This is a genomic window from Clostridium fessum (genome assembly GCF_027698965.1).
GTDB lineage: Bacteria > Bacillota > Clostridia > Lachnospirales > Lachnospiraceae > Otoolea > Otoolea fessa.
The window spans coordinates 231,566-254,254 of the sequence record NZ_JAQEQF010000001.1 but is presented as its reverse complement, the minus strand read 5'-3'; the positions used below and the strand labels follow the sequence as shown (position 1 = coordinate 254,254).

Here is a 22,689-nt window from a genome sequence, read left to right as displayed (position 1 = left end):
ATTTTGGAGGGGAAATTCGCCCCATATCCTTGACAGATTTTCGGGAAAAATCCGGCTGAAACGGAATGAAAAATGGTGTCGGATTCGTTTGGCGAGTTCTGACGAAATCTGCAAAAAAATAATATCAGGTATCCTGTTACATAGAGCCTTGGCTCATTCTTTGAAAACGAGAATGGGTCGAGGCTTTATTTTTTTCGCCCGAAATCCGGCGAGACAAATTTGAGTAGGAGGTAACAGGTATGACGGATTTCAATCAGAAGACCCATGACACCGATGTGGGCAGTCATGGCGGACAGTCGAGGCAGATGATGGAGGTGTTTGAGAACCAGGAGTTTGGTTCGATCCGGTTGTTACAGGAGGCAGGCAAGACCTTCTTCTGTGCAAGCGACGTGGCGAAAGCGTTGGGATATGTGAATCCCTACGCCGCAGTGAAACGCCATTGTAGAGGCCCCCTAACGAAACGCGAGGGGGTCGTTCAGAAGGTGAATCAGTATGGAGATGCTGGAGAGCAGGTCGTTGAAATCTCCTTTATCACGGAAGGTGATGTTTACCGGCTGATCGTTCACAGCAAGCTGCCATCGGCAGAACGGTTTGAACACTGGGTGTTTGATGAAGTTCTCCCGTCCATCCGAAAGCATGGTGTGTATATGAGCGATTCTATTTTGGATCAGGTGATTTAGCATCCGGAGGTCATCTACACCCTGGCGAAGGAGCTTGTGGCCGAGAGAGAGCAGCTTGAGGGTATCCGCAAACAGCTGGATGCGGCACAGCCCAAGGCAGACTACTTCGACACCTTTGTGAATTCGGAGGATTGTACCTGCATCCGGAATTTCTGTAAGGAAATCGGAATCCCGGAGAAGACGGCAGTAGCTCTCTTACTGGATCATCGCTATCTGTACCGCAGTCCAAGCGGCTGGCTGATGCCTTTTGCAGACAAATCTGCAAGGGGCTATTTTATTGTCCGGGATTGCTACGGCAGAAGCGGAAAACTGGTGCAGCAGACGAGAGTGACCTGCAAGGGAAAGAATCATCTCTTCAAGTTGTTTAAGAAATGGGGTGTGATCGAATGACGCTTTTTACAGAGGGACGCCTTCAGGCGTTTGAACGCATGATGCAGGATACCGGTAAATACCATCGACGGGAGGACAGCGAAGATCGTCCGCGCAAATGTCCGAAGAAAAAAACGGAGCCTGCGAAAAAGGATGGTGAGCACCATGCCGGTATTCAGGGTTGAGAAAAACAGCAATTACACAACGATGTGCAATTACCACCTGCGGGATCAGGGTCTCAGCCTGAAAGGAAAAGAACTTCTCTCTATGCTGCTTAGTTTACCGGACACATGGAACTATTCGGTACGGGGATTATCTTCGATTACACCGGACGGCGTAGATGGAGTGCTTACAGCTCTGAAAGAGCTAGAACGTCTTGGGTATCTGGAAAGGAACCAGCAGCGTGAGAGCAACGGTCGGATGGGCAGAGCGGAGTATGTGATCTATGAGATGCCAAGGAAAAAGCCGTGTTCGGAATCACCGTGTACGGAAAAGCCGTATACGGTAAATCCGGATACGGACACATCGGTTACGGAAAATCCCGCGCAATTAAGTACTAATAGAACAAGTACTGAAACAATCAATAAAAGAGAGAAGAAGGAAATCCAGCACCGGTATGGCTCATACGAAAATGTCCTTCTCTCTGACACGGAATACGGCAAGCTCCGGCAGGAGTTCCCAGGAGATTATCAGATGCGGGTGGAACGGCTCTCTGAGTATCCGCTTTGAGCTTTCTTTTATGAATATGGCTACGGATGCCTCGAATTTTGAGAAGATGGTGCGCATCCCGTACCAGAAGGATCATTTCAATCCGGTGCGCACGGAGTACAGCACCATGCTGCGCCGCCAGCTTGCCCAGGGCAACAACGGCCTGACCAAGACGAAGTACCTGACGTTTGGCATTGAAGCAGAATCCATGAAACAGGCAAAGCCGAGGCTCAATCACATTGAGATCGACCTGATGAACAACTTCAAACGCTTGGGTGTCCGGGCAAAATTGCTGAACGGTAAGGAACGGCTTCATCTGATGCACGATATGTTCCACATGGGTGACCATGACCGATTCAATTTCGATTGGAAGTGGCTGCCGGAGAGCGGGCTGTCGGTAAAGGACTTTATTGCCCCGACCGGGTTTGCCTTTCCGAAGAACCGTGTTTTTCAGATGGGTGGGATGTATGGTTCCATGTCCTATCTCCAGATTACGGCTTCCGACCTGTCGGATCAGCTGCTGAAGGACTTTCTGGATATGGAATCCAGCCAGATTGTGACCATGCACATTCAGTCGGTAGACCAGAACAAAGCAATCAAATCCATCAAGCACACCATTACGGAGCTGGATCGTTCCAAGATTGAGGAACAGAAGAAAGCTGTCCGTTCCGGATACGATATGGACATCATTCCGTCAGATTTGGCAACTTACGGCAGGGACGCAAAGGCACTGCTGAAGGAATTGCAGAGCCAGAATGAGCGTATGTTCCTGCTGACCTTTCTGGTGATGAATACCGGCGAGACGGAGCAGGAGCTGGAAACCAATGTGTTTCAAGCTTCCAGTATCGCGCAGAAGTACAACTGCAACCTGCGCCGTCTGGACTTTCAGCAGGAGCAGGGGCTGATGAGCTGTCTGCCGCTGGCACAGAACCTGATTGAGATTCAGCGCAGCATGACTACCAGCAGCACGGCAATTTTCGTTCCGTTTACCACCCAGGAACTGTTTCAGACCGGGAAAGAGGCTCTGTACTATGGGCTGAATGCTCTGTCCAACAACCTGATTATGGTTGACCGGAAAAAGCTCAAAAACCCCAACGGGCTGATTCTGGGTACTCCCGGTTCCGGTAAATCCTTCTCTGCCAAGCGAGAAATCGCCAATGCGTTTCTGGTGACGGATGACGATGTAATTGTGTGCGATCCGGAAGCCGAGTACACGGCACTGGTGAAGAAATTTGAGGGGCAGGTCATTAAAATCAGCCCTTCCAGCGCGCAGTATATCAACCCGATGGACATCAATGCGAACTATTCGGAAGAGGATACCCTGCGAAGTTCTGTCAAATGTAGATAATCTGACAATACGAACATGGCTCACACGTAGTCTTCGACACCGAATATCAGCCAGCACACATATGAGGACGGAAAATGTAGCAGCTTTTGAAAAATTGCCTTTTTCTGCTCAAAGTGCTATAATCGGAATATACCGAATACAAAGGGAGGAAAGCTCCCATGCCAAGACCGCCACGGTGCCGTCGAATTTGTGGCGTACCACAGGTCGATACATTCTGTCCTAACGGGTGCGAGAATACCGAGCCGATCCTGCTGACGCTGGACGAATACGAGGTCATTCGGCTGGTTGACTTGGAGCAGCAAACCCACGAGCAGTGTGCCGCTCAAATGGAGATTTCCCGATCTACCGTGCAGGAGATTTACGAAAGCGCACGGAGCAAGATCGTAGCGTGTCTTGTCCACGGGAAACCGCTGCACATCACCGGGGGAAACTACCGCATCTGCGGAGGACAGGAGGCAGCTCACTGCGGCCGTTGCTGCCGGTTGCAGAGAGCCAACATGGAAAAATCAGGCAAAACTTGCAAAGGAGATTCCATTATGAAAATTGCAGTTACCTATGACAACGGTCAGATCTTTCAGCATTTCGGTCACACCGAGCAGTTCAAGCTTTATGAATCTGTGAACGGCAAAATCGTCCATGCGGAAGTCGTTGATACCAACGGCAGCGGTCACGGCGCACTGGCAGGATTCCTGATGTAGGACGGATTTTGCGGACATTCAAAATAAAAAAGAATGTGGAGGTAACAGACAATGGCAAAATCATTATTTGAGGAACTGGGCGGCAAATACGAAAGGCAAGGGGATTATTTGATACCGTGCTTAACTGTACCCGCCGAAGAAGAACAGGCAATAGGCATCTGGGGGCAACGGCATTTAGATTATCTAAAACAGTACCGTAAAGTTACATACACCAATCTTCTTACAAGCGGCAGGCTAAACGCCTACCTTGCCGACATCAACAGACAGGCACAGGAACGCTTTGAAAGGCTCATAGAGGGTATGAAACAGGCACAGGGCATAACGGAACAGCTAAAGGCAGAAAACGCCTTAGAATGGACAGGATGCCTCAATAACATAAGGGCTTGTGCGAGGGAGATTGTGGAAAAGGAAATTATTTTTGCATAAACAGATGATTAGTGGCAGGGGGAAATCCTGCCGCTTTTTCTGCTTTAGTTTGTCAGCTTGACAAATAAAGGGTTAAGGAATATAATTAGATTCAGTATTATACAAGGAGTTAATAAATATGCGGCAAGGTATTCTTAAATAAACTGTCAATTTGATAGTGGGAACAAAAAGTAGCAGTCTCGTTTCACTTTTAATATGGGGCTTAGTTTTTTGTACCCAGTTTAAGAATACTTTTATCATGTAATTTTATATGCCCGAAAACATATAAGTGTTTTGGGGCTATTGGAGTTATTTACCCAGTGATAGGAGTATTTATCACTGGGTATTTTTATGCCCTTTTTTGGGTGTTGATAGGAGGAAAATCACATGAAAATAATTAACTTAGGCATTCTGGCTCACGTTGACGCAGGAAAGACAACATTAACGGAAAGTTTATTGTATACCAGTGGTGCAATTGCAGAACTAGGGAGCGTAGATGAAGGCACAACAAGGACAGATACAATGAATTTGGAGCGTCAAAGGGGAATCACTATCCAGACAGCAGTGACATCTTTTCAGTGGGAGGATGTAAAAGTCAACATTATAGATACGCCAGGCCATATGGATTTTTTGGCGGAAGTATACCGTTCTTTATCCGTATTAGACGGAGCAGTATTATTAGTTTCTGCAAAGGATGGCATACAGGCACAGACCCGTATACTGTTTCATGCACTACAGACAATGAAGATTCCGACAATTTTTTTCATCAATAAAATTGACCAAGAGGGGATTGATTTGCCAATGGTATATCGAGAAATGAAAGCAAAGCTTTCTTCGGAAATTATAGTGAAGCAAAAGGTTGGGCAGCATCCCCATATAAATGTAACGGACAATGACGATATGGAACAGTGGGATGCGGTAATTATGGGAAACGATGAACTATTAGAGAAATATATGTCAGGGAAACCGTTTAAAATGTCAGAACTGGAACAGGAAGAAAACAGGAGATTCCAAAACGGAACGTTATTTCCCGTTTATCACGGAAGCGCTAAAAACAATCTGGGGATTCGGCAGCTTATAGAAGTGATTGCCAGTAAATTTTATTCATCAACGCCTGAAGGTCAATCTGAACTATGCGGGCAGGTTTTTAAGATTGAATATTCAGAGAAAAGGCGGCGTTTTGTTTATGTGCGTATATATAGCGGAACATTGCATTTGAGGGATGTTATTAGAATATCTGAAAAAGAGAAAATAAAAATCACAGAGATGTGTGTTCCGACAAACGGTGAATTATATTCATCCGATACAGCCTGCTCTGGTGATATTGTAATTTTACCAAATGATGTTTTGCAGCTAAACAGTATTTTGGGGAACGGAATACTGTTGCCGCAGAGAAAATTTATTGAAAATCCTCTCCCTATGCTCCAAACAACGATTGCAGTAAAGAAATCTGAACAGCGGGAAATATTGCTTGGGGCACTTACAGAAATTTCAGATGGCGACCCTCTTTTAAAATATTATGTGGATACTACAACGCATGAGATTATACTTTCTTTTTTGGGGAAAGTGCAGATGGAAGTCATTTGTGCCATCCTTGAGGAAAAATATCATGTGGAGGCAGAAATAAAAGAGCCTACTGTTATATATATGGAAAGACCGCTTAGAAAAGCAGAATATACCATCCACATAGAAGTCCCGCCAAATCCTTTCTGGGCTTCTGTCGGGTTGTCCATAGAGCCGCTCCCTATTGGAAGCGGAGTGCAGTATGAAAGCAGAGTTTCACTTGGATATTTAAATCAATCGTTCCAAAATGCGGTTATGGAGGGGGTTCTTTATGGCTGCGAGCAGGGGCTGTATGGATGGAAAGTGACAGACTGTAAAATCTGTTTTGAATATGGATTGTATTATAGTCCTGTAAGTACCCCCGCAGACTTTCGGCTGCTTTCCCCTATCGTATTGGAGCAGGCTTTAAAAAAAGCAGGGACAGAACTATTAGAGCCATATCTCCACTTTGAAATTTATGCACCGCAGGAATATCTCTCACGGGCGTATCATGATGCTCCAAGGTATTGTGCAGATATTGTAAGTACTCAGATAAAGAATGACGAGGTCATTCTGAAAGGAGAAATCCCTGCTAGATGTATTCAAGAATACAGGAACGATTTAACTTATTTCACAAATGGGCAGGGAGTCTGCTTGACAGAGTTAAAAGGATACCAGCCAGCTATTGGTAAATTTATTTGCCAACCCCGCCGCCCGAATAGCCGTATAGATAAGGTTCGGCATATGTTCCACAAGTTAGCTTAACAGCTTGCAAAAGTCATATAAAATGAGATTTGAAAGGATTAGAGACTAATTATGATGAAATGCGAATGGATATTGTGTCCTGTTTGTGGGAACAAAACCCGTAATAAAATTAGGAAGGACACTGTTTTGGAGAATTATCCCCTTTATTGTCCAAAATGCAGACAAGAAAGATTGATTAAAGTTGACAACTTGAAGATAACTGTCATCAAAGAGCCAGACGCTTAAGACGCAGAGCCGATGAAATTGTGGAACAATTCACGAATCATCGGCTCTTTTTGTTTCGTATTTGAAAGAACAAACTCACCAAATAAAAAAAACGATATTCGGGTGGGTTATTTTGTTATACCCTAAATTACCCTCTGAATTTGTTTTTAAATTTGGAGGGATTTTTTTATGTCCTTTTTTCGGGCAGTTATCTATCTGCTCATACGAAGCAAAATTTATCAATACATAGCATATCAGAGAACGGCAGGAAACCAGTTAAAAAAATTTCTGCCTATGCAACGGCACTTCCTGCCTTGAATGTAGAAGTACAATCTCCATACAACAGAATTAATATTTCCCATAACCGTAAAGGTCATAGAGCCTTTGCGGTTTTTCTTTTGTCGATTTTTGTTGGAAAGTGCCATAGGGCTATTAGTGGTGTTAGGTGTCGTTCGCCACCTCTCCATCTGGATTTTGAACATTTCAAAAATTCAGATGGGAGGTACTTACAGTGAAATACGCACCGAGAAAGGTATATATCAAGGAAAGCGGCAGATATGTGGAACTGTCCTATACGGATTTCTGCCGCCGCAGGGAATCCGACCAGACCTATATGGACAAGCTGTTTATCCCCATTCAAGGCTGTCTGCTTGAAGTCGTGAGGGAGCAATACACGGACTTCTACCGAGATAAGGAACGGTGGCGTTATCTGAAAAAATTAGATACGAAGAACAGCCTGCTTTCTCTGGATGGATTTACGGACAGCGAGGGGAAGCCTTTAGACTTTATCGCTGATGAAGCGGCAGACATTGCGGAAACCGTTGTCAATGCGGTTATGGTGGACAGGCTGAAAGCCGCCCTGCCTTTGCTGTCGGATAGTGAACAGGAATTGATACAGGCAATCTTTTTTGACGGACTTTCTGAGCGTGAAGTCGGGGCGAGGTTCGGCATAACCCAGAGCGTTGTGAACAAACGCAAAGCCAGAATCCTAAGAAAACTAAGAAAGATAATAGAAAATTAAAATTTAAGGCGTTCAGCCCCCTTGTTTTTTCCTTTGGGAAAATGAGGGGGTTTTTCTCTGCCCTCTCAATCAATTCTGATTGGAGGAAAAGAAGCATGGCATATAACCACGGACGGGAGGACAGGAAATGGCGTATCTGGAAAGAAGCGGAGGAAAAGCTGCTGCGTGAGTGCGGCGTTGATGAAGCGACCATTGAGCAGATACGCATTGCGGACAGGGCAGACTTCAATTCCAACAGGCGGTTTTACCGATGGACGAATGACATTGCGGAATACCTTGAGGACATGGCAGACAGGGAGCGGCAGACGGAAGTGGGTACGGTTGCGGAGTTACTGGACGAGATTGAGAGCGAAAATCTCTATCAAGTATTAGTCGCGGTGGACGGGCGTACCTTGAAAATCGTCCTGCTGAAAATGCAGGGGTATTCCACAAAGGAGATTGCCCCGCTCGTGCATTTGACGACTGGTGCCATCTATGCGAGGTTAGACCATCTGCGGAAGAAGCTACGAAAATTTTATAGCGTCTAAAACAGCCTGCCGTCCTGCGGGCTACTGGGTGAGGGATGGAAATCCCCTCACTTATTTTTTGCAGGAGGCAAGCGGGATGGCATACAGAGTTAAGGCGTACACGCTTCGGGAGGAATCCACGGAAAGCGGCACAAGGTATTTTATCAGCTTTAAGGACGGGCAGGGCAAATCCCACGAGTTGGAAGTGTCGGAACAGTTCTTTATGGAGTTTCGGCAGATGGAACGCAGGAACAGGAATCTCCTCCAATGGGACGAGCGGCACAGGGAGTTTTCGGAAGTATGGGACGAAACGCTGAACAGGCGGGCGTTGAAGCTGCCTAAGAGCATAGAGGAACAAATGATTGAGGCAGAACGGGCAGAACTGCTCTGTAAGGCGGTTGACGGACTGCCAGAGATACAAAGGCGGCGTTTCCTGCTCTACTACGAGTATGAGTTCAATTTTTACCAAATCGCCGCTATGGAGCATTGCACCGCTTCGGCAATACAGAAATCTGTTGCGATTGCAAAGGAGAAAGTAAAGGCGGAAATGAGGAAGTATCTCCAACCGTGACCGACACCGCCCGAAAAAGAAATCTGTTTTTTATTTGTGTGGGATTGGCGGCATTACATACTCTCACTTTTTCTTCGTGGGAGTAAATCTATTTTTAAGGAGGTCAACGCCTATGTGCAACGAAAACAAAAACACCGCCCGAAAGGAGGAAAGCCATGCAGAAGTTACAGACAGTCAACGCCGAAACGCTCCTTTATGAACCGCTTGAGAAGCCGTCCTTTGTGGTGGACAGCCTTATCCCCACAGGCTTGTCGCTGTTCTGCGGCTCACAGAAGATAGGAAAGAGCTGGCTCATGCTGAAGCTATGTTTATGCGTGTCGCAGGGACTTCCCTTGTGGGATATGCCGACAATGGAGGGCGACGTGCTTTACCTCTGCCTTGAGGACACGTTCTGCCGTATACAGGACAGGCTGTTCCGATTGACGAACGAAGCGAGCAGGCGGCTTCACTTTGCCGTGGCAAGCTGCAAGCTGTCAGACGGTCTTATCGTGCAGCTTGAAGATTATCTGAAAGATTACCCAAACAGCAGGCTTATTGTCATTGACACTTTGCAGAAAGTCCGTACAGCTTCAAAAGACAATGCCTACGCAAGCGACTATGGGGACATCTCACTAATCAAAGACTTTGCCGACAGGCATTCATTGGCGGTCATTGTCGTACACCACATCCGAAAGCAGAATGACAGCGATGTGTTCAACAAGGTGTCTGGGACGACAGGCTTAACGGGGAGTGCGGACGCTACCTTTGTTCTGGAAAAGGAGAAACGGGCATCCGACACCGCCAAGCTGTATGTGACGGGCAGGGACACGCCCTATCAGGAATACACGCTGCGTTTCCGTGATTGCAGTTGGGAACTTGTGGAGAGAAAAACGCAGGAGCAGCTTGCGAAAGAAACGATACCAGACGTCCTTTTTCGGTTGGTGGATTTTATGAGGGATAAGGAAGAATGGGCAGGCACGGCAACGGAGCTGTTAGCCGCTATGAGGGAAACGGAAACCATACCCACGGTGATTACGAAATGGCTCAATGAATACCGCACCACATTTTTAAATGAGAACCATATCGTTTATCAGTACAGCCGCAAAAAACACGGCAGGCAGATTTCGCTTGCAAAGCGGGCGGGTGACAGCGGTGACGGTGGTGACAGCGATATTGGGATACCCCCTGTTACTGTCATTGACGCTTAAAGCCGTGTAAAGCTGGCGACTCTGCCCTGCGGGTGACAGCGGTGACGGCGGTGACAGTGATTTTAGGATACCCTGCCGCTGTCATCCCTGCGGGAGAACACCCCGTAAACGCAAAGTGCAGGCGTAGGATTTACCCGCCCTTTTCGGCGTGTAAAACCACCCCTGCGGTCAGAAAAATCCTTCCGATTTTTCCGACTGCGTTTACAGGGTGTAACACACTACACTTTGCCCTGCAAAGTCGTGTGCCAGACGTTCCCTCTGGACTCCCTTATGGCAGGTCTTACGCCCTGCTTATCCTACGCTCCACGCTTCGGATAAAAGAATGGCAGCATGACGGTGACGGCTCTTGCGAGGGGGTATTCCAAAAACACCGTCATCATCGACATGACCGTCATGCAGGGAATAAGGGTGACAGTTGAGGCAGTCGGTAGGGGGTATCCCAAAACTGCTGTCACCGCCGTCACCGCTGTCACCCAAAGGGCAGTTTACCCGCCGAAGAAAGGAAGATGATGAATTATGCCCTATGCAATCCTGCGTTTCCAGAAACGCAAAGCGGGCGGCGTTGCGGCTTGCGAACGCCACAACGAGCGTAAAAAAGAAGCCTATAAAAGCAATCCAGATATAGATATGGAACGCTCGAAAGATAACTACCATCTTGTGAATCCGCCGAGGTACACCTACAAGAAAGAGATTAACCGCATGGTAGCCGAAGCAGGGTGCAGGACGAGGAAAGATAGCGTGATGATGGTGGAAACGCTTATCACGGCTTCGCCAGAATTTATGAACAGCCTGCCGCCCAAAGAACAGAAAGCGTATTTTACGATGGCTCTGGATTTCATTTCAGAGCGTGTCGGGGAGAAAAATATCCTCTCCGCAGTCGTCCACATGGACGAGAGAACGCCGCATATGCACCTCTGTTTTGTGCCGATTACACCAGACAATAAGCTGTCTGCCAAAACAATTTTAGGCAATCAAAAGAGCCTGTCCGAATGGCAGACCGCCTACCATGAGCGGATGTCCTCACGGTGGAATCAGCTTGAAAGAGGTCAGTCCTCAATGGAAACGAAGCGGAAACATGTCCCCACATGGCTCTATAAGTTGGGCGGCAGGCTTGATAAACAGTATGAGGAAATTGTGTCTGCACTGTCCGACATCAACGCCTTTAATGCAGGGAAGAAGCGTGACAAGGCTCTGGAACTGATTGCGGCATGGCTCCCAGACGTGGAGAAATTCTCAAAGGAAATCAGTAAGCAGAGTGCCTATATCAATAGCCTAAAGGAGCAAATCGGGCAGGAATCAGACTATGCGGGGCGTATGCGTGATGAAAAGTATGAGCAGGAACTAAAGGTGCAGAAAGCGAACCAGAAGATATTTGAGTTGCAGAGAACCAACGAGCAGATGGGGCGGCTGCTCTCAAAGATACCGCCCGAAGTGTTGGAAGAATTGCAGAAAAACCATAAAAGCAGAGCGAAAGAAAGGTAGATATGTGAATGAAGAAACAGGATTTTAAGGTGTTAAAGACCAAAGACTTGTACCCGTTTCCCGACAATCCGTTTCATGTGGCAGAGGATGAAACGCTGTCAGAATTAGCGGAAAGCATCAAGGAATTTGGCATTGTCACGCCGATAATCACACGCCCGAAAGAGGACGGGAACGGCTATGAAGTGATTGCAGGGCAGCGGCGTGTCCGTGCGTCTGAACTTGCAGGGATAAATACCGTGCCTGCGTTTGTCCTGCCCTTAGACCGTGACCGAGCCATCATCACCCTTGTAGACAGTAATTTACAGCGTGAGAATATCCTGCCATCAGAGCGGGCGTTTGCCTACAAGATGAAATCCGAAGCCATGAAGCGGCAGGGTTTCCGCACAGACTTAACCTCGTCACAAGTTGTGACGAAGTTGCGGACGGACGACAAGGTGGCACAGGGCTTCGGCGTAGGCAGGATGACCGTACAAAGATTTATCCGTTTGACGGAACTGATACCGCCGATTTTGCGGATGGTGGACGAGGGGAAAATCGCCCTCACGCCTGCGGTGGAACTGTCCTTTTTGAAGAAAGACGAGCAGGAAAACCTCTTTGCCACGATGGAGAGCGAAGAAGCAACGCCCTCACTCTCACAGGCACAGCGGATGAAAAGCCTAAGCCAGAGCGGGCGGCTTGACATGGATACGATATTTGCAATTATGACGGAGGAAAAGGGAAACCAGAAAGAAACCTTGAAAATCAACACAAGCAAGCTGAAAAAGTATTTTCCGAAGAACACAACGCCGAAGCAGATGGAGGAAACCATCATTAAACTTTTGGAGCGTGAATTGCAGAGGAAACGGGGCAGGGACAGCCGCTAATCTTCTCTTTTCGGGAGGTAAATGCAGAAAATTGAGGTATGAAGAATGAAAGAAATCCAGTATGAGATTGTAAAGGAAATCGCCGTATTGTCTAAGGGCGACAGCGGCTACACAAAAGAAATCAATCTTATCTCATGGAACGGAAGAGAGCCGAAATATGACATCCGCAGCTTTTCCCCGAACCGTGAGAAGTGCGGAAAGGGTATCACGTTGAACGCTGATGAAGCAGCAGCACTCCTTGAAGCATTACAGAAAGAAGTAAACAGCGGGGATTGATGGTATCTGATTGACAGGGCGGGGCGTTTCCAGACGTTCTCCTGCCCTGTCTGGAAAGGAAGATTTAAGTATGGGCGAGGATAAGAAAGCAGATAAAAAGAGAAAGCGTATCGTGCCGAAAGCACCAGTTCAGATGATAATCAGCCGTGAATATGTCGGCACGCAGACAGTCACAGAAGCGTTTATCCCGATTATTTCCGAGGATATTCGGAAGAAGATTGCCGAGGGCGACACCTTCGACAATGAGGGGCTGTCCGCTTAGAATGTACGCAATGGAACATGAAAACAGATAGGACAGATATGGAGGTTTTACAGTATGGCAGGAATAAGAATGGAGAACAAGATTTATGAAGTCGGCATGTACTGCCGCTTGTCAAAAGACGATGGCACGGATAACGAGAGTGCGAGCATTGCGACACAGAAATCCATCCTCACGGATTATGTGAAAAAGCAGGGATGGCACTTAGCAAAAACGTATGTGGACGACGGTTACTCTGGTACAAATTTTGTTGAGGTAAGATAACGATACCTTTTTTGCAGAGGGTGTTATCTTACCTCTTTTTGATGTATGTTAGATAGCATAACTCTTTACGTCGGCTCCTATCTGTCTGAAATAGGAGATACTTTCGGTAGGCTTGTCACCTGTATCAACTCTGCCGACAAAGCTATAAAAGATTTCGATTTTGCGGGTGTTCGTTTCCTTATCCAGTTCGTGAATAAGAATACGGTCAATAAATTCATGGACGTTTTCGTAGGTCAGTTCTTCAATCGCTGTGTATCTGCGTACCAGTGCGACAAACCTTTTTACGTCCGCGCTGCGCTCGGTGGCGTTGTCGATTTCCTGTGACAGCTCCGCAATCCTCCGGGTCAGCGTCTTTTTTTCTTCATCATAGCCGGAAGTCAGAAAAGCAAATTGTTCATCTGAAAGTTTCCCTAAAGCGTTGTCCTCGTAGAGCTTGCGGAATAAGATGTTCAGCTCGTTAATACGGTTCTGCGCCTTGTCAAGCTCTTTCCGCTGCTGTGTCAGCGTCTTTTGTACTGCCTTTGCGCTGCACTCGTTGGCTGTTTCGATAAACTCCTGTTCATGCTCTTTCACATAAGACGTTACTCGCTGCAAGTCTGCAAGGACAAGTTCTTTCAATACGCTTTTGCGGATATAATGCGTAGTGCAGAGCATATCATTTCTTGCCCGGTTGCGGTAGTTGCCGCAAGTGTAGGCGTGTTTCCGTTCAAGCGTCCCGGCTCCGCGTACTGCATACATTTTGTAGCCGCAGTCCCCGCAAAAGAGCAGCCCGGAAAACAGGTCAATTTCATCAACCTTTGTCGGGCGTTGCCGGGTGGCAATCCGCTTCTGTGCAAGTTCAAAGGTTTCTTCATCAATCAAAGGTTCGTGAGTGTTGGGGAAGAAATACCTTTTTTCCTCCGGGTTCTTTTTCGTCTTTTTCGACTTATAAGATACCTTGTAGGTTTTCCCGGTTATGGTATGCCCTAAATATTCTTTCCTTGTCAGAATGTCGTACAGCGTCTTATCCGGCCAGTTGTACCATGCGTTGAGCTGTGGGCGGGGGTGGCGTTTGCTCCCTGTCCTGCGGTAGCGCAGTTCCCCGACGGTCAGTATTTCATTGTCCCGCAGCCAGTTCTGGATTTCACACATACGGTCGCCCCGTACATACATTGCAAAAATCTGTTTTACGACGTGCGCCGTTTCCGGGTCGGGTATCAGATGATTGCGGTTATCCGGGTCGATAAGGTAGCCGTAAGGAGCTTCGCCGTTGACGCGCTCGCCTTTCTGCGCCTTTGCCTGTTTGACAGCCCGGATTTTCTTTGAGGTGTCGCGGGCGTAAAACTCGTTGAACCAGTTCCGCAGAGGGGTAAACTCGTTATCTTCCCTTGCTGTGTCTACACCGTCGTTAATGGCAATGTAGCGCACTTCATATTCGGGAAAGACAATCTCTATCAGCTCCCCGGTTTTCAGATAATTACGTCCCAGACGGGAAAGGTCTTTTGTTATGACGGTCGCCACGTTCCCGGCTTCAACCTCATGCAGCATGGCTTGAAGCCCCTCACGCTCAAAGCTCACGCCGGAAAATCCGTCGTCTACGAAAAAGCGCGTGTTGAAAAAGTGGTGTTCGTCAGCATACTTTTGTAAAATCAGTTTTTGGTTCTGTATGCTCTCGCTTTCCCCGGCTTGCATATCTTCCTGGCTCAATCTGCAATATAAAGCGGTAATCTTGTCTGTCTGTAACATTTTGTCCTCCTTTCCGACGACAGACAAGCATGGTATTTGTACTGTCTATATTATACCACATACCGCTGCCTGTGTCATGTATAAAATGTGAAGAAACGCCCTATTTCCGGGCGTTTGCGGGGTTCAGTTCCATGTCTTTGCGAATGAGTTTTTTTATCTTTTTATCCAGTGTGTCCGTTGCGCGTTCACTTGCGGACGAACATACAAGGTAAGTAACTTTTCCTATTTTATGCTCCGTTGTGGTAACGGGCGTTTGGTTTTGCGTCAAAGAAAATCCCCCTTTCTTTCGCAAACATATAATATAGTCTATGAATAGCAGCAAGTCCACTATTCAATAAAACAAAGGCTTTAATCGGACGGTTATTAGCATAACCTCATGGGAATTTCACCCCGGCATGGTTCTCATGCCGCCCTACCCATTGCCTGCGACGCTCTTAACGCTCGGACTGTGGCTGTAAGGAAGTATCATTGTATATTCTGCGTGTCGTCGCCCGCAAGCCGCTACACTTGCTTTCCGGCGCGGTGTTGGTCGCTCGGCTGTCCGGGCGGGGATAACCTCACCCGGATAGCGTCATGGCGCACCCGCCGTATGGCTCGGCGCAAAAGGAACGTATCCGATTTGCCCTATGCTGCGCCGCCGTTATCTTGCGCCGCTTTCTTTGTCAAGGTTCAGAATGGCTTTGCTGCCGCGTCAGCAGCGGAACGGAAAAGGGGGAGAGAGAAAGCGTCCCGCCGCCGCTGCGGTTTATTCCTCTGCCTTAAAGGTGAGGACAGCCATCATCAGTTTTGCTTGCAGCCGTTCCCGAATGTCGTGGTCTACGCCAAAATAGACGTTCCCGCGCTCGTCGTACAGCTTCCGCATGGAGAGGCGGGCTATGTAGCCGCTGAAATGCTGCAAGACAATCTTCATGGCGTCCGGGTCGCCCTTTGTCGCTGCCACAATGACAGGATAAGGAACAAGGGCATTTTCCGGGTAGCCGGGTTCGTTACCATTCGTCCCATTCATCAGCATTTTCCTCCAGATATTTTCTTAATTTCTCAAAAGAGCTTGTCCGCCTGTACTGTATCGTGCTTCTCGACGTGTTGAACAGCTCCGCAATCTCGGTATCGTTCATTCCCTCGAAGTAATACAGCAATATGGCTTTGCGCTTTTCTTCCGGCAAAGTACGGATTGCTTCAAGAAGCAGCTTTGGCGTGATTTTCTTCCCGGCTTTCTCAAAGACGGTTTCGGCGGCTTCACGTTTGAAATATTCATCAAACGTATGAAGCTGCCGCGCTTCGTCTAAGGTCATGTCGGAAAAGGTCACTTCCTTTGCCTTGTGTCTGCGAAGTTCTCTATGGGTGTCGCAAGCTTCATTGTGCAATACCGTATTACAAAACTTCTGAAAAGCACACTGTTTGTAAAACTCCCTGCTATTAGGTTACACATTCTCACCTCCTTTCTCGTTGGAAAGTTGGTGGTGCTTCCCCCCTTTTCGCGGGGCAATACGGCGTTTTTCAAAAACGCCGAAGATTTTTTGAAATTTCTTCAAAAATTTTTTGAACGTACAAAATGCGCCCGTCCGAAAAGCCCGGACGGGCGCATAGGCATTGTAAGCAGTATCCAGATGATTAGACAGTTCATATATATAAGCGTAGTTTCCCCCGGTGGTGGGCGGGCTTTTTTTGATAAGTCAATAACTGTCGGATTTTGTCGATATGCTTTTTGCTTCATGGCGGCTACCTCCTTTAGCCGCCGATTTCAACAGTGATACCGCGTCATTTCATTAGAAGATAAAAAGAAACGGCGGCTTTGATTTTTCAAAGCTGCTGCGGAAATCAAAGAACGACAAGCAACAGTTCTGATTTTGCTCCAATATGGTTATTAGGGGCACAAATTAAAATCAAAAAAGAGCCGATAACAGCAGTATTTCAAACTGCATATTATCGGCTCTGCGTCTGTGCGTCTGGCTCTTTTAATTAAATTATTTCTGTTGTTTTTTGGCTTTATTATATGTATTAGCTAACTGTCCACAAGCTGCTTTAATCTCTCTACCATGAGAAACTCTCATGGTAACTTCAAGTCCTGTTTGCTCTAATTGATGTTTGAACGCAACCATTTCTTGTTTTTGTGGTGCTCTAATTTTTGAATTACTCGTCGGGTTGTATTGCAGCACGTTAATCATAACATTTTTGCCCTTAAACCATTTTGCAAGTTGCCTTATATCTGAGGAACGGTCATTTATACCTGGTAAAAGCAAATACGCAAATACCACTTTTCGATTATGCCTTTGAGAATAGGACAATGCTTGCTTAACAACATCTTCAATAGCGTACATGTGCATATGAGGAATGATACAGTTTCTCGCAGCCTGTGTTGCTGCATGTAAAGATATTGTCAACTGAATTTTTAGATGTTCTTCGCGCAATTTTTTTAATTGATTAACTGGACCAACTGTTGATACGGTAATGCCGTCGGTTGGAAAGTTAAGTCCATTTCTATCTCGAAGAATATGGATTGCTGCAATCAAGTTGTCGTAATTGAATAAAGGTTCTCCCATTCCCATAAAAACGATACGATTTACTTTTTGACGTATCAATACAACCTGCTGCACAATTTCAGACGGTGTTAGATTACGAACAAAACCATTGCGTCCGGACTCACAAAAAATACAGCCAACAGAACAACCAACTTGCGTACTTACGCAAACAGTCCCACCATCTCGCCGTTTAATAAAAACCGTTTCAATATACCTGTTATCTTTCAATTCATAAACATACTTTTCAGTATCGCTACTTTTATAGACTTTTTTTGTTGATATTGATAGATTTTCTTTGTGAAATGGCTGTTTATACAATTCCGTATATAAGGCTCTTGCTTTATCCTCTCCAATTACTTCCGACATTTCTTTGTAAGTAAATCCGTATGGGTCATTCAATATTTCCGTAGGTGTACTTTTAGGTAAGTGTTTCATTTAAATATCCTTCCTTTTCAAAATTAAAAAGTTTGTTTTTCAGAGTTTTTGATTATGATTTCTAGTTTTTCAACATCAACGATATGCGTTAATTTACATTTAGGGCAGAAAAGAGGAAAATTTCTTAATACCGTATTATAAAATACTTGAACCCTCGTCTTTCCGTTACAAATTGGACATTTTATCCAATATTTTTCAAGCATAATATTTCTCCTTTTGCGCAAAAAAATGCAGGTCAATTCTCAACATGAGCATTGACCTGCATTTATACATATAATACTACAACAAAATTAAGGCATAGTTTTTATACTATGTCTATACGTCGTTAGTTTTGTTGTATAGCATACGCAAAATAAGCATGACAAAAAAGCCCATATTGAAAATGGGAAAAATCTTTTTTGATTTCAATGCTTATCGAATACGCATGCTATGTAACATAAACATTCCCCCCCTTTTATATAATATTATATACAAAAGCAGCTTGTTGTCAACATATATATATATGAATTATTTTGGCTAACTGATAGAACTACGTAGACATATCCAAGAAGAAAGGGGAACAGTAAAATGTAATAGGGTGAATAACTATGGCAAAAAGACCAGTACCACGATACGACTTTAAGGCTTTTGGGGCAGCGATAAAGGCAGCGCGTGAGGGATGCAAGGAGAGCCGCAAGAAAGTAGGCGACGAAATGTTTATCTCGCCGCGCTACCTTGCGAACATTGAGAACAAGGGGCAGCACCCAAGTTTACAGATATTCTTTGAGCTGATACAGCGTTACCATATATCCGTAGACCAATTCCTTTTAGAAACGCCGCCGGAGAAGAACACGCAGCGGCGGCAGCTTGACGCGCTTCTTGACGGTATGAGCGATACAGGCATACGGATTGTAACCGCAACGGCAAAGGAGATTTCCGAAGTCGAAAAAGAGGGCGAATAGGAATGTCCGACTTAAAACTGAACAGGATTTAGAAAGCGTTGTAATCTTTTTTGAGGTTGCAGCGTTTTTCTTTTGCGTAAGTTTGGCAAAATCGCTTTTTCTCCGTAGTAGGTGATAAGAGCCTAAAGGATAAAAACATTCGTAGCAAGCATAGGAAGCGGGTACCACTTCCGTATTTTCGCCCTCCCGCGCTGCGGCGCGTCGGTTGAAAATTGCTTGTTGGGAAGTGTCCCAAACCCTCGGAACGGAAAGGAAAGGAGCGAACACATGGACGGACGCAAAAGGACAGTGCAAATCAAATTCAGAGTGACGGAAGCGGAACGGGATTTAATACTGGAAAAAATGAAGCTCGTACCCACCCGGAACATGGCGGCGTATCTGCGGAAGATTGCCATTGACGGGTATATCATTCAGATAGACCACGCCGATATAAAGGCTATGACCGCAGAGATACAGAAAATCGGTGTCAACGTCAACCAGATAGCACGCCGCGTAAACGCGACGGGGAACGCATACCAAGAGGACATAGAGGAAATAAAGGGGGTGCTTGCGGAGATATGGCGGTTACAAAGATTAAGCCTATTAAAAGCACTCTAAGCAAAGCCCTTGACTATATCGAAAACCCGGACAAGACGGACGGGAAAATGCTTGTGTCCTCTTTCGGTTGCTCCTATGAAACGGCAGATATTGAGTTTGAATATACCCTGTCGCAAGCACTCCAAAAGGGGAACAATTTAGCCTTTCATCTGATACAGTCCTTTGAGCCGGGGGAAGTCGATTATCAGAAAGCCCATGAAATCGGAAAGCAGCTTGCCGACGCGGTAACAAAGGGGCAGCATGAGTATGTACTCACGACGCACATTGACAAAGGACACGTCCATAACCATATCATTTTTTGCGCGGTGAACTTTGTAGACCACCATAAATACAATTCCAACAAAAGGAGCTATTACGGCATACGGAACATGAGCGACAAGCTGTGCCGGGAAAATGGCTTGTCCGTTGTCGTCCCCGGCAAGGGCAGCAAGGGAAAGAGCTATGCGGAGTACCAGGCAGAAAAGACGGGTACAAGTTGGAAAGGCAAGCTGAAAACCACTGTTGACGCGCTTATCCCCCAAGTTTCCAGTTTTGAGGAATTGCTAACGCGGTTACAGGCGGCGGGCTATGAGATAAAGCCGGGGAAATATGTATCATGCCGCGCCCCCGGACAGGAACGCTTCACCCGCCTTAAAACCCTCGGCGCAGACTATACAGAGGAAGCCGTAAGGGAACGGATAGCGGGCAGACGGACAAAGGTGGCGAAAGCTCCCAGAGAGCAGCGCGGCGTGTCGCTGCTTATCGACATTGAGAACAGTATCAAGGCAGCGCAGAGTAAGGGCTATGAACAGTGGGCGAAAATCCACAATCTGAAACAGGCAGCTAAAACAATGAATTTCTTGACGGAACATAAGATTGAGCAGTACGCGGATTTAGTCAGCCGGATTGAGGAAATGGCAGCGGAAAGCGGACAGGCGGCAGACGCATTGAAGAACGCCGAAAAGCGGCTTGCGGAAATGGCGGTGCTTATCAAGAATGTTTCCACCTATCAAAAGACAAAGCCTGTCTATGACGCATACCGCAAGGCAAGGAACAGGGAGAAGTACCGCGCCGGACAGGAACAGGCAATTATCCTCCATGAAGCCGCCGTAAGGTCACTGAAAGCGGCGGGCATTGCGAAGCTCCCGAACCTCGCCGCGCTGCAATCGGAGTATGAAGCCCTCCAAGCGCAGAAAGAAGCCCTTTACGCCGACTATGGAAAATTGAAAAAGAAAGTCCGGGAATATGATATTATCAAGCAGAACATTGACAGCATTTTACAGGCAGACAGACAGCCGGAACGGGAAAAGGAAACAGAACGCGGATAAGGATAGCAAAATCCCCGCCGCTGTGCTATGATAGGGCTATCAAAAAGCAGAGGAGCGTTGAGCATGGAAAACCAGAAAATGCCGGAATATGAAACCATACGCGCCGCCGTTGCCGGGGAGAAATGGGCGGTGGAGAAAGTCGTGGATTGCTACAAGGACGAAATCGACAGGCTATCGACGGTAGCGGTCAGACAGCCAGACGGAAGCACGAAACAGGAAATCAACGAAGATATGCGCCAGTCTATCACAAAGAAGCTGATAGAAGCCCTCCCGCAGTTCCCGCTTGAAGAAATGGAAAAGGGAAATGTCAGATAGGCAAAAAAAGAACAGGGCGCGGAAGCCAGTATATGACTTCCGCGCCCTGTCTTTTTATGGGTGCTGTTTTCGTGAATGTTACGCAGTAGAACGCCATTTTCGGGGGTAAAGGTATAAAGTATCGCCTATCCGATTTTCACGCCCGGAAAGCCCTGTAAATCAAGGGATTTTCCGCACCTACTGCGTAACAGGGGTGCGTCTTTTCCTCATGCGCTCGGCAGCTTGTCTGCGGGTGATACGCTTCCGGCAGACGGGGCAGTATTTGACACTGTTAGAGGTTGACGCAAAGAACGCGCCGCACTCGGTACACTTCTTCTTGTCCCCTGTCTGGTAAAGCTCCGCATAGAGTAGCCTGTCGGCGGGAAGCACCGCAGCCCGGAACCACTTGCAGAGAAGCGAATAGGAAATGAGCTGCGGACAAACGCACTCGTCCCCGTCGTCCAGTAAGATACAGTTCCCGTTATCATAATTGCAGCACGTCCGGCGCACAAGGGCGTTGACTTTCCGGCTCTGGGGCGGCGTCAGCCGCTTAACCCCGTTCATACTTCATCAGCGGCGTAAATGGGAAGCTCTGCAAATTCCGCTTCGGTCAAAGCGTCCACTTTGGAAAGGGTGCGCTTTGCAAGCTCCCGCATATCCGCGTCCATGTAGGGCAGCGCGGCGTTGACATTCTCAATCAAAGCCCGCTTGCCGCCCTCGTTGTAAATGCTCAAAAGGTTTGTTTCTTCAACAGTCAGTCTAATCATGCTCATACCTCCATATCGTGATTTTTTGTTTTTGCCGCCGCCTTTTTCGGGGCGGTCTTTGCCTTGTCTGCTTTAAGCTGCGCCCGGATAGAGGGGCGGGGCTTCCTTATCTTCCTGTCCCGGTTCTCCCCCTTGTCAATCAGCGCATACGTCCCATGTCTGCCCTCGATTTTGGAAAAGGCAAGGGTCTTGTAGGGCAGCATGGAGAAAAGGCGGTCAGTGTCCTTTGTGGCTGCAAGCTGCATGAACGCCGGGGAAAGCTCTACCATGAAATGGGTCTTGTTGGGGCTGTTCGGCGTGTCGTGCCGCTTCATTTCCCGTACAATGCGCCGCGCTTCCGTTTCAATCAGCCCGTCCCGCAATGCGGCGATATGCGCCTTGAAATCCCCCGGCGGAAGCTGCTCCCGGCTGCGCCGTTCTTCCTGTAAGAGCGATTGCAGCGCGTCCGGGTCGTTGGGTACGGCTTCAAAGCGTTCAAACTTTCCAAGCTCATAATCGGGATTGCCGTTGAAAAACTGTCCGGCGGGTATCTCCCGTTCCCCATGCTCATAAATCAGCTTCACCGTATCGGCGGGCAGCTCCTTTTCCTTGACGCGCTCATAATGTTTAGCGTAGTCCAGTTCGTACAGATTGCCCTTGATTTTCCCGCGCTCCGTCCCCGTTAGCTCGATTGCATAGGCAAGGACGCGGTCGCTCGTCTGCTCCATGTAGAAACGCCATGTGTTGTGGGGCGCGGTGTCTTTGAGGAAAACGTCGCGCTCCCGGAAGCAATGCGTCCCGGACGGGCGGCAGAACCACAAAAGGGTCTTGTCCTCCTTGCGGGGGCTTGCCGCCGCCTTTGCGATAATCTCCTTGTCAATCTCCAAGTCGCTCTGGTAAAAGCCTGTGTTCTGCTTCATAACCGCATTGAGGGAAGCGAACAAATCCACGTTCTCAAATTTACTCTGTTTCGGCAT

At 47.2% G+C, this 22,689-nt stretch carries 30 protein-coding genes and 3 pseudogenes; 23 read left to right on the top strand and 10 right to left on the bottom strand.

Annotated elements, in window-relative coordinates; all coding sequences use genetic code 11:
* The first annotated feature begins 239 nt into the window (after positions 1-239).
* The 19 genes and pseudogenes from PG862_RS01205 (at position 240) to PG862_RS01115 (ending at position 13,148) form a co-directional block, all read left to right on the top strand.
* Entirely contained in the window at positions 240-680 is a 441-nt protein-coding gene (locus tag PG862_RS01205) for a BRO-N domain-containing protein (protein ID WP_243098978.1), read from the top strand.
* Between the two features lie 36 nt (positions 681-716).
* Positions 717-1,070 (top strand): phage antirepressor KilAC domain-containing protein, encoded by a 354-nt coding sequence (locus tag PG862_RS01200; protein WP_243021893.1) that lies wholly within the window; start codon positions 717-719, stop codon positions 1,068-1,070.
* Complete coding sequence (locus PG862_RS01195; RefSeq protein WP_002576412.1) at positions 1,067-1,234, top strand: hypothetical protein; 168 nt, start codon at positions 1,067-1,069, stop codon at positions 1,232-1,234. Before PG862_RS01200 ends, PG862_RS01195 begins: the two co-directional genes overlap by 4 nt.
* Entirely contained in the window at positions 1,215-1,778 is a 564-nt protein-coding gene (locus tag PG862_RS01190; RefSeq protein ID WP_270706224.1) for a helix-turn-helix domain-containing protein, read from the top strand. Before PG862_RS01195 ends, PG862_RS01190 begins: the two co-directional genes overlap by 20 nt.
* Positions 1,765-3,075: pseudogene (locus PG862_RS01185) on the top strand (VirB4-like conjugal transfer ATPase, CD1110 family); the annotation flags it as partial. The gene PG862_RS01190 and the pseudogene PG862_RS01185, both read left to right, overlap by 14 nt.
* 188 nt (positions 3,076-3,263) lie before the next feature.
* Positions 3,264-3,803: a DUF134 domain-containing protein gene (locus PG862_RS01180; RefSeq protein ID WP_270706223.1), complete on the top strand. Its 540-nt coding sequence runs from the start codon at positions 3,264-3,266 to the stop codon at positions 3,801-3,803.
* A gap of 51 nt (positions 3,804-3,854) precedes the next feature.
* Positions 3,855-4,229: a TnpV protein gene (locus tag PG862_RS01175; protein ID WP_001129922.1), complete on the top strand. Its 375-nt coding sequence runs from the start codon at positions 3,855-3,857 to the stop codon at positions 4,227-4,229.
* Between the two features lie 366 nt (positions 4,230-4,595).
* The gene (gene tet(O), locus PG862_RS01170) at positions 4,596-6,515 is read left to right on the top strand and encodes a tetracycline resistance ribosomal protection protein Tet(O) (protein WP_002596250.1); all 1,920 of its coding nucleotides are present in this window, start codon (positions 4,596-4,598) and stop codon (positions 6,513-6,515) included.
* Positions 6,516-6,566: 51 nt separating this feature from the next.
* A pseudogene (locus PG862_RS01165) lies at positions 6,567-6,756 on the top strand (cysteine-rich KTR domain-containing protein).
* A gap of 474 nt (positions 6,757-7,230) precedes the next feature.
* Entirely contained in the window at positions 7,231-7,740 is a 510-nt protein-coding gene (locus PG862_RS01160) for a sigma-70 family RNA polymerase sigma factor (RefSeq protein WP_002596252.1), read from the top strand.
* A gap of 95 nt (positions 7,741-7,835) precedes the next feature.
* Positions 7,836-8,267, top strand: coding sequence for an RNA polymerase sigma factor (locus PG862_RS01155; protein ID WP_002596253.1), 432 nt, complete (start codon positions 7,836-7,838; stop codon positions 8,265-8,267).
* A gap of 76 nt (positions 8,268-8,343) precedes the next feature.
* The gene (locus tag PG862_RS01150) at positions 8,344-8,817 is read left to right on the top strand and encodes an RNA polymerase sigma factor (RefSeq protein WP_002596254.1); all 474 of its coding nucleotides are present in this window, start codon (positions 8,344-8,346) and stop codon (positions 8,815-8,817) included.
* A 155-nt stretch (positions 8,818-8,972) separates the two neighbouring features.
* The gene (locus PG862_RS01145) at positions 8,973-10,004 is read left to right on the top strand and encodes an AAA family ATPase (RefSeq protein ID WP_002596255.1); all 1,032 of its coding nucleotides are present in this window, start codon (positions 8,973-8,975) and stop codon (positions 10,002-10,004) included.
* 330 nt (positions 10,005-10,334) lie between these two features.
* Positions 10,335-10,514 carry a hypothetical protein gene (locus PG862_RS01140; protein WP_004613323.1) on the top strand — a complete coding sequence of 60 codons (180 nt, stop codon included), beginning with the start codon at positions 10,335-10,337 and terminating at the stop codon, positions 10,512-10,514.
* 6 nt (positions 10,515-10,520) lie between these two features.
* Positions 10,521-11,486 (top strand): MobV family relaxase, encoded by a 966-nt coding sequence (mobV, locus tag PG862_RS01135; RefSeq protein ID WP_002596256.1) that lies wholly within the window; start codon positions 10,521-10,523, stop codon positions 11,484-11,486.
* 8 nt (positions 11,487-11,494) lie between these two features.
* Positions 11,495-12,349, top strand: a complete 855-nt coding sequence (locus PG862_RS01130) for a ParB/RepB/Spo0J family partition protein (RefSeq protein ID WP_002596257.1) — start codon at positions 11,495-11,497, stop codon at positions 12,347-12,349.
* Between the two features lie 45 nt (positions 12,350-12,394).
* Positions 12,395-12,625: a YdbC family protein gene (locus PG862_RS01125; protein ID WP_002596258.1), complete on the top strand. Its 231-nt coding sequence runs from the start codon at positions 12,395-12,397 to the stop codon at positions 12,623-12,625.
* Positions 12,626-12,695: 70 nt separating this feature from the next.
* Positions 12,696-12,887 carry a hypothetical protein gene (locus PG862_RS01120; protein WP_002596259.1) on the top strand — a complete coding sequence of 64 codons (192 nt, stop codon included), beginning with the start codon at positions 12,696-12,698 and terminating at the stop codon, positions 12,885-12,887.
* A gap of 54 nt (positions 12,888-12,941) precedes the next feature.
* A complete protein-coding gene (locus PG862_RS01115; protein WP_073383015.1) occupies positions 12,942-13,148 on the top strand; it encodes a recombinase family protein in 207 nt (68 codons plus the stop codon).
* 48 nt (positions 13,149-13,196) lie between these two features.
* Here the strand turns inward: PG862_RS01115 and PG862_RS01110 are convergent, their stop codons facing one another.
* The 7 genes and pseudogenes from PG862_RS01110 to PG862_RS01080 form a co-directional block, all read right to left on the bottom strand.
* Positions 13,197-14,873, bottom strand: coding sequence for a recombinase family protein (locus tag PG862_RS01110; protein WP_002569190.1), 1,677 nt, complete (start codon positions 14,871-14,873; stop codon positions 13,197-13,199).
* 100 nt (positions 14,874-14,973) lie between these two features.
* The gene (locus tag PG862_RS01105) at positions 14,974-15,201 is read right to left on the bottom strand and encodes a transposon-encoded TnpW family protein (protein WP_004613661.1); all 228 of its coding nucleotides are present in this window, start codon (positions 15,199-15,201) and stop codon (positions 14,974-14,976) included.
* 417 nt (positions 15,202-15,618) lie between these two features.
* Positions 15,619-15,879, bottom strand: coding sequence for a helix-turn-helix domain-containing protein (locus tag PG862_RS01100; RefSeq protein WP_002569189.1), 261 nt, complete (start codon positions 15,877-15,879; stop codon positions 15,619-15,621).
* A pseudogene (locus PG862_RS01095) lies at positions 15,860-16,294 on the bottom strand (RNA polymerase sigma factor); the annotation flags it as partial. The pseudogene PG862_RS01095 and the gene PG862_RS01100, both read right to left, overlap by 20 nt.
* Positions 16,295-16,401: 107 nt before the next feature.
* Positions 16,402-16,587, bottom strand: coding sequence for a hypothetical protein (locus PG862_RS01090; protein WP_009243795.1), 186 nt, complete (start codon positions 16,585-16,587; stop codon positions 16,402-16,404).
* A 250-nt stretch (positions 16,588-16,837) separates the two neighbouring features.
* Positions 16,838-17,827 carry a 23S rRNA (adenine(2503)-C(2))-methyltransferase RlmN gene (gene rlmN / locus PG862_RS01085; RefSeq protein WP_002569187.1) on the bottom strand — a complete coding sequence of 330 codons (990 nt, stop codon included), beginning with the start codon at positions 17,825-17,827 and terminating at the stop codon, positions 16,838-16,840.
* A 23-nt stretch (positions 17,828-17,850) separates the two neighbouring features.
* A complete protein-coding gene (locus PG862_RS01080) occupies positions 17,851-18,030 on the bottom strand; it encodes a cysteine-rich KTR domain-containing protein (RefSeq protein WP_002588768.1) in 180 nt (59 codons plus the stop codon).
* A gap of 384 nt (positions 18,031-18,414) precedes the next feature.
* Between PG862_RS01080 and PG862_RS01075 the strand changes: the two genes are divergently transcribed.
* The 4 genes from PG862_RS01075 (at position 18,415) to PG862_RS01060 (ending at position 20,987) form a co-directional block, all read left to right on the top strand.
* Positions 18,415-18,768: a helix-turn-helix transcriptional regulator gene (locus PG862_RS01075; protein WP_002569186.1), complete on the top strand. Its 354-nt coding sequence runs from the start codon at positions 18,415-18,417 to the stop codon at positions 18,766-18,768.
* Positions 18,769-19,035: 267 nt separating this feature from the next.
* On the top strand, positions 19,036-19,365 hold the full coding sequence (locus PG862_RS01070) for a plasmid mobilization protein (protein WP_002569185.1): 330 nt from the start codon (positions 19,036-19,038) through the stop codon (positions 19,363-19,365).
* On the top strand, positions 19,326-20,672 hold the full coding sequence (locus PG862_RS01065; protein ID WP_002569184.1) for a relaxase/mobilization nuclease domain-containing protein: 1,347 nt from the start codon (positions 19,326-19,328) through the stop codon (positions 20,670-20,672). The genes PG862_RS01070 and PG862_RS01065 overlap by 40 nt, the downstream gene beginning before the upstream one ends.
* Before the next feature lie 63 nt (positions 20,673-20,735).
* Complete coding sequence (locus PG862_RS01060; RefSeq protein ID WP_002569183.1) at positions 20,736-20,987, top strand: helix-turn-helix domain-containing protein; 252 nt, start codon at positions 20,736-20,738, stop codon at positions 20,985-20,987.
* Positions 20,988-21,164: 177 nt separating this feature from the next.
* Here PG862_RS01060 and PG862_RS01055 read toward each other — a convergent pair whose 3' ends face one another.
* Genes PG862_RS01055 through PG862_RS01045 form a run of 3 tightly spaced genes read right to left on the bottom strand, consistent with a single transcriptional unit; the run spans position 21,165 to position 22,689 of the window.
* The gene (locus PG862_RS01055) at positions 21,165-21,530 is read right to left on the bottom strand and encodes a cysteine-rich VLP domain-containing protein (RefSeq protein ID WP_002569182.1); all 366 of its coding nucleotides are present in this window, start codon (positions 21,528-21,530) and stop codon (positions 21,165-21,167) included.
* The gene (locus PG862_RS01050; protein ID WP_002569181.1) at positions 21,527-21,733 is read right to left on the bottom strand and encodes a transposon-transfer assisting family protein; all 207 of its coding nucleotides are present in this window, start codon (positions 21,731-21,733) and stop codon (positions 21,527-21,529) included. The genes PG862_RS01055 and PG862_RS01050 overlap by 4 nt, the downstream gene beginning before the upstream one ends.
* Positions 21,734-21,735: 2 nt before the next feature.
* A complete protein-coding gene (locus PG862_RS01045; RefSeq protein ID WP_002569180.1) occupies positions 21,736-22,689 on the bottom strand; it encodes a hypothetical protein in 954 nt (317 codons plus the stop codon).